Raw genomic sequence first — 5,959 nt, 5'->3', positions numbered from 1 at the left:
GGCCGCCACGTCCGGCCCGGCGACGCGCTCGCCGGCGCCGTCGTAGACGGCCCAGTAGACCTCCCGCCGCCGCGCGTCGCTCGCCGCCAGCACCGGCTCGCCGGCGGCCGCCGGGTGGCCGATCCCGTCCAGCGAACAGACACCGTACGTGGGGATGCCGAGCACCTGGCCCATGGTGGCGGCGGTGACCAGGCCGACCCGCAGCCCGGTGAACGGCCCCGGGCCGAGCCCGGCGACGATCGCGGCCAGGTCGGCGGGGCGCGCGTCCACGTCGGCCAGCACCGCGTCGACCTGCGGCGCGAGCAGCTCGCCGTGGGCCCGCGCGTCGACCGTGCACCGGGACGCGCGGACCGCGACGCCGTCCACCGAGACCTCGACCACCGCCGCGGTCACCGCGGGCGTCGAGGAGTCCACCACGAGTACGAGCACGGTTAGCCAGCCTAGCCGTCTCGCCCGGCCCACCAGGCCACGCCCTCACCGCCCTCCGCCGTTCGCCGCTCGCGCCGTGACGGAGGGTGACGCCGTCGGGAGCATGGCACCCTTCGAGAGCGATATACCGCTGGGTCATATTTATGACTCAGCGGTATATCGCTCGACAGCGAGGTGCCATCCTGCCGCGATGACCGAGAGTCGTCTCGCCGGACAGGTCGCCCGCGCCGTTCGGCACGAACGGGAACGTGCGGGTCTCACCCAGCAGGCGCTGGCCGGCCGGGCCGGGCTGAGCCAGGCCGCCGTCGCCCGGATCGAACGAGGCGACCGGCTACCGAGCCTGCCCACCGTGGAACGCCTGCTCGGCGCGCTCGGACGCCAACTGCGGATCGAGGTGGAGCCGTTGGACAGCCACCTCGACGCGACGCTCGACGAGGCAGCCGGGACCGCGCTGCCCGAGCGGATCGAGGACCTCGGGCTGAACCGGATCGTCGACGCCCTGGGCGACCTCCCGTACGTGCTGGCCGGCGGCACGGCGGCCCTGCTCCAGGGTGCGCCGCTGCCGGTGGACGCGGTCGAGGTGGCGGTGCGATGGCGGGACTCCCCCCGCCTCACCGCGTTCCTGGAGCAGTCCCGCGCGCAACGCTGGAACGCCCGCTGGGAGGAGTGGGGCGGGGTGCACCCGGAGCCCGAGGAACCGGGCGAGCACCGCTGGCTGACCCGCTACGGCGAGCTGCGCGCCCGGATGTGCGAGGACCTGCCCGAGCCGGTCGAGGTCCGCGTCGGCGACCGCACGTACCCGGTCGAGCCACTGGTCGAGGTGGAGGTGGCCGACCGGCGTACGGCCGAACTGCTGCGCCGGTACCGGCAGCGCCGCGCCGAAGGCGCGACGCCGGCCGGGTCAGCCGGCTGAGCGTTCCCAGTCGACGGTGGGCAGGCCGGCGTCGGCGAGCGCCTTGTTGGCCGCGCTGAACGGCCGGCTGCCGAGGAAGCCCTTCGGGTTCATCGGGCTCGGGTGCCCGGCCTCCAGCACCACGTGCCGCGGGTTCGTGACCAACGCCGCCTTCTTGCGCGCGTAGCCGCCCCAGAGCAGGAACACCACCCGCTGGTCGAGCGCGTCGAGCGCCCTGATGGTGGCGTCGGTGAACTCCTCCCAGCCCCGGTTGGCGTGCGAGCCCGGGGTGGCCTGGCGGACCGTGAGCACCGAGTTGAGCAGCAGCACGCCCTGCGCCGCCCAGCCGTCGAGGTTGCCGCTGCGCGGCTTCGGCACGCCCAGGTCCTCGCCCAGCTCCTTGAAGACGTTGCGCAGCGACGGCGGCACCGTCACGCCCTCACGCACGCTGAAGCTCAGACCGTGCGCCTGCCCCGCCTTGTGGTAGGGGTCCTGCCCGAGGATGAGCACCCGCGTCTGGGCCGGCCCGCACAGGCGGTAGGCGGAGAACAGGTCCTCCAGCGGGGGGAAGACCGTGGCGGTCGCGTACTCCCGGGCGACGAACTCGGCCAGCGCCGCGGTGCGGGCCGGGTCGAGGTGCGGGGCGATCGCCTCGCGCCACGGCTCGGGCAGGAGCGCCAACAGGTCGAGGGCGGGGGTGTCGTCGGGCATCGGCAACCTTTCGCAGTCGTCCCCGCGACTCTAGGCAGCGGGTACGACAACGCTCAGCCGAGGGTCGCCAGCCTCGCCGCCCAGTCGCCGCCGACCGGTTCCAGGGTGACCACCCGGGTGTCGTCGTCGCGTCTGTCGATGCGGACCCGCAGGTGCGCGTCGACCAGTTGCTCGACCATGCCCTCGCCCCACTCCACCACGGTGACCGCCTCGTCCACCGAGGCGTCCAGGTCGAGGTCGTCGATCTCGGCGCGCGGGTCGGCGGACTCCCCCAACCGGTAGGCGTCGGCGTGCACGAGCGTCACCCGGCCGCCCCGCGCCGGGTCCGGCCGGTGCACCCGGGCGATGACGAACGTGGGCGAGGTGATGTCCCCGCGTACGCCGAGGCCGGCACCGACGCCCTGGGTCAGCGCGGTCTTGCCGGCCCCGAGCGGGCCGCTGAGCAGCAGCAGGTCGCCCGCGCGCAGCACCCCGGCCAGCCGGCGGCCGAACCCGTGCGTGTCGTCGAGGGTCTTCAGCTCCACCTTCACAGGGATTCCAGGAACCTTTCCAGCGCCGCGTTGACGTCGTCGGCGTGCTCCAGCATCACCACGTGCCCACTGTCGTGGATCTTCACGAACTCGGCGTGCGGCAACCGTCGGACGATCTCCTCGGAGTGGGTCACCGGCGTGATCATGTCCTTGTCCCCCACGATCACCAGCACGGGCGTGCCGGCCAGCGCGGCAAGCGCCGGAAAGCGCGAATGGGTGGCCAGGGTGCGCAGGTAGCGGGTGACCGTGTCGGCCGACGTGCGGGAGTTCATCGTCTCGACGTACGACACCAGGGCCGGGCTGGGTTTCGGCGTCCCGAAGCCGTACTTGCGGGTGAGCAGCCAGGCCACGTTCGACGTCGACCGGCGGGCCTTGTCGATCACCGTGCCGCCGTAGCGGGTGGCGTTGCTCATCATGTAGAGCACCGGCGCGCCGACCCGGCCGAGCAGCGCGGGGGCCACCAGCTTCGTCTCCGCCGCCAGGCCGCCGGAGGTGGCCATCAGCACCGTGCCGACCACCCGGTCACCGAACAGCTCCGGGTAGATCTCGGCGAGCGCCATGATGGTCATGCCGCCCATCGAGTGCCCGACCAGCACCAGCGGCCCCTCCGGCGCGACCTCGTCGAGCACCCGGCGCAACGTGCGGCCCAGCGCGGTCAGGTCGTACTCGCCGGTCTCCAGCCTCCCGGAACGACCGTGCCCCGGCTGGTCGTACGCGACCACGCGGTAGTCCCCGCGCTCCGTGAGCAGCTTGCGCTGGAAGTGGAAGGTCCCCATGTCCAGGCAGAACCCGTGCACCAGCACGACCGTCGGGCGGCCGGGGACCGGCCGGGTCGGCTCGACCACCTCCACGTGGATGTCGGTGCCGTCCGGCATCTCCAGCTCGTACGCCTCGTCGTAGCGTTGCCGGCCGAAGACCTCGTGGGCGTACGGGTCGGCGGGGTCGTTCTTGAGCCGGCGGACCAGCACCCGCTCGCTGACCACGCCCGCCGCGAGCCCGGCCGCGGCCACCCCGACGGCCGCGCCGACCAGGCCGGCGGCGCTGCGCGGACGGGGCACCCGCAGACTCATGAGCCCTCACCGTCGTAGACGCGAGGCACCCGCACCCCACCGAAGCGGGTCACGATCTCGTAGTTGATGGTGCCGACCGCCTCGGCCCAGTCGTCCGCGGTGGGCTCGCCGCCCGCGCCGCTGCCGAACAGCGTCGCCACGTCTCCGGCGGCCACCTCGTCGTCGCCGCAGTCGACCACGAACTGGTCCATGCAGACCCGCCCCGAGATGGTCCGTCGCTCGCCGGCGAGCAGCACCGGGCCGGTGTTCGAGGCGTGCCGGGGCACCCCGTCGGCGTAGCCCAGCGGCACCACGGCCAGGTTGCTCTCGTTCTCGGTGAGGTAGGTGTGGCCGTAGGAGACGCCGGTGCCGGCCGGGACCCGCTTGGTGAGCATCACCCGGGCCCGGGCGGTCATCGCGGGCCGCAGGCCGAACCGCTCGCCCGCGATCGGCGACAGACCGTAGACCGCGATGCCGGGGCGGACCAGGTCGAAGTGCGTGTCCGGCCGGGTCAGCGTGGCGGCGGAGTTGGCCAGGTGGCGGTAGCGGGGCCGCAGGCCGGCCCGCGTCACCATCTCCAGCCCCTCACGGAAGACGGCGAGCTGGCGGTCGGTGGTGGGGTGGCCGGGCGAGTCCGCGTACACGAAGTGGCTCCACACGCCCACCACCTCGACCAGGCCGTCGGCCTGGGCCTTGGCGGCGGCCTCCAGCAGCGTCGGCCAGTCGGCCACGGTGGCGCCACCCCGGGACAACCCGGTGTCGATCTTGAGGTGCAGCCGCGCCGGGCGGTCGGCCCGGCGGCTCGCCTCGATCATCTCGTCGAGCTGGGTGAGGCTGGCGCAGCCCAGGTCGACGCCGACCGTGATCCCGTCGTGCAGCGGCAGGCCCGGGTCGAGCAACCAGGCCAGGACCGGCGCGGTGATCCCTTCCTGGCGCAGCCGGAGCGCCTCGTCCAGGGTGCAGACGCCGAGCTGGTCCGCCCCGGCGTCGAGCGCCGCGCGGGCCGCCGGCACCATGCCGTGTCCGTACCCGTCGGCCTTCACCACCGCCATCAGCTCGGCGCTGGTGCCCGCCTTGAGTCGGGCCACGTTCTCCCGGATCGCGTCGAGATCGACGCGCACCTCCGACTGCCACATACCCCCAGCCTACTTCCGCCGGTGATCATCCTGGCCGTGAGCCGTGCGGCAGGCGTCCCGGACCGCGCCCGGATCAGCCCAGTCGGGCCAGCACCGGACGCAGCGCGGCCGCCACGTCGGGTGCGGTCACCGGGCCGCCGCGCGCCGCCTCCCGGCCGGCCAGCCCGTGCAGGTACGCCGCGGCGGCGGCCGCCCGTTCCGGAGCCAGCCCGGCGGCGAGCAGCGAGCCGAGCAGCCCGGCCAGCACGTCTCCGGTGCCACCGGTGGCCAGCGCCGGGGTGCCGGTCGGATTGACGTACGCCCGCCCGTCGGGCGTGCCGACGATCGTCCGGTCGCCCTTCAGCAGCACCACCGCGTTCATCCAGGCGGCCAGCCGCAGCGCCGCCGCGACGCGGTCCTCCCCCGGCATCTCGCCGCAGAGCCGGGCGTACTCACGGTCGTGCGGCGTCACCACGATCGGGGCGTCCCGGCCGCGCAGCCGGTCGGCCAGCTTGCCGTCGACGAGCAGGGTCAACGCGTCGGCGTCCAGCACCACCGGCACCGGCGCGGCCAGCACCGCGCGCAGCTCGGCGGCGGACTCCTCGCCGGTGCCGAGCCCGGACCCGCAGACCCAGGCCTGCACCCGGGCGGCGTCGGCGACCCGGCCGGTGGCGATCACCGACGGGTGCTGGTGCACCACCTCGGCGCGGGCGCCGCCGGCGTAGCGGACCAGGCCGGTGGGGCCGGCCAGCGCGCCGCCGACCGAGAGCACCGCCGCGCCCGGATAGGTGGCCGACCCGGTGGCCACCCCGACCACGCCCCGGGAGTATTTCTCGGACGACGGGCCGAGCGCCGGCCACCAGTCGACCACGTCCGACCACTCGGTCACCCGCAGCGCGGGCGAGCCCCGCAACCACGGCGTCAGCCCGATGTCGACCAGCTCGACCTGCCCGGCCAGCGCGGCGGCCGGGCCGACCACCAGGGCCGGCTTGAGCGCGCCGAAGGCCACGGTCACGTCGGCGCGGACCGCGCAGGGTCGGCCGGCGTCGGTCAGCGGGACGTGCCCGGTGTCGACCGCGACGCCGCTCGGCACGTCCACCGCGACCACCGTGGCGCGCGTGCCGTCGCGTCCACAGCGCTCGGCCAGGCTCGCGGCGAGCTGCTCGGCGGTCTCCCGCAGGCCGCCGGTGCCGCCGATGCCCACGATGCCGTCGAGCACCAGGTCGACAGATC

General features: G+C 74.6%; 7 protein-coding genes. 1 reads left to right on the top strand and 6 read right to left on the bottom strand.

The window, feature by feature from the left end; genetic code table 11:
* Nucleotides 1-429 (bottom strand): tRNA (adenosine(37)-N6)-threonylcarbamoyltransferase complex dimerization subunit type 1 TsaB (tsaB, locus tag HUW36_RS23575; protein ID WP_174530179.1); only part of this gene is annotated, 429 nt, incomplete at its 3' end.
* Nucleotides 430-619: 190 nt separating this feature from the next.
* Here tsaB and HUW36_RS23570 point away from each other — a divergent pair.
* Nucleotides 620-1,342 carry a helix-turn-helix domain-containing protein gene (locus HUW36_RS23570; RefSeq protein ID WP_174530178.1) on the top strand — a complete coding sequence of 241 codons (723 nt, stop codon included), beginning with the start codon at nt 620-622 and terminating at the stop codon, nt 1,340-1,342.
* Here HUW36_RS23570 and ung read toward each other — a convergent pair.
* From ung to HUW36_RS23545, 5 genes are all read right to left on the bottom strand, one after another.
* Nucleotides 1,331-2,032 (bottom strand): uracil-DNA glycosylase, encoded by a 702-nt coding sequence (gene ung, locus HUW36_RS23565; protein WP_174530177.1) that lies wholly within the window; start codon nt 2,030-2,032, stop codon nt 1,331-1,333. The two genes, HUW36_RS23570 and ung, sit on opposite strands and share 12 nt — an antisense overlap.
* A gap of 53 nt (nt 2,033-2,085) precedes the next feature.
* A complete protein-coding gene (tsaE, locus tag HUW36_RS23560; RefSeq protein ID WP_174530180.1) occupies nt 2,086-2,568 on the bottom strand; it encodes a tRNA (adenosine(37)-N6)-threonylcarbamoyltransferase complex ATPase subunit type 1 TsaE in 483 nt (160 codons plus the stop codon).
* Entirely contained in the window at nt 2,559-3,632 is a 1,074-nt protein-coding gene (locus tag HUW36_RS23555; protein ID WP_174530176.1) for an alpha/beta fold hydrolase, read from the bottom strand. The genes tsaE and HUW36_RS23555 overlap by 10 nt, the downstream gene beginning before the upstream one ends.
* Nucleotides 3,629-4,747 (bottom strand): alanine racemase, encoded by a 1,119-nt coding sequence (gene alr / locus HUW36_RS23550; RefSeq protein ID WP_174530175.1) that lies wholly within the window; start codon nt 4,745-4,747, stop codon nt 3,629-3,631. Before alr ends, HUW36_RS23555 begins: the two co-directional genes overlap by 4 nt.
* 73 nt (nt 4,748-4,820) lie before the next feature.
* Nucleotides 4,821-5,959 (bottom strand): NAD(P)H-hydrate dehydratase (locus tag HUW36_RS23545; RefSeq protein WP_174530174.1); only part of this gene is annotated, 1,139 nt, incomplete at its 5' end.

Source organism: Micromonospora maritima (genome assembly GCF_902825405.1).
In the GTDB taxonomy this organism is placed as follows: domain Bacteria; phylum Actinomycetota; class Actinomycetes; order Mycobacteriales; family Micromonosporaceae; genus Micromonospora; species Micromonospora maritima.
The sequence above is the reverse complement of the archived record's forward strand: the minus strand, read 5'-3'. Positions and strand labels throughout refer to the sequence as shown.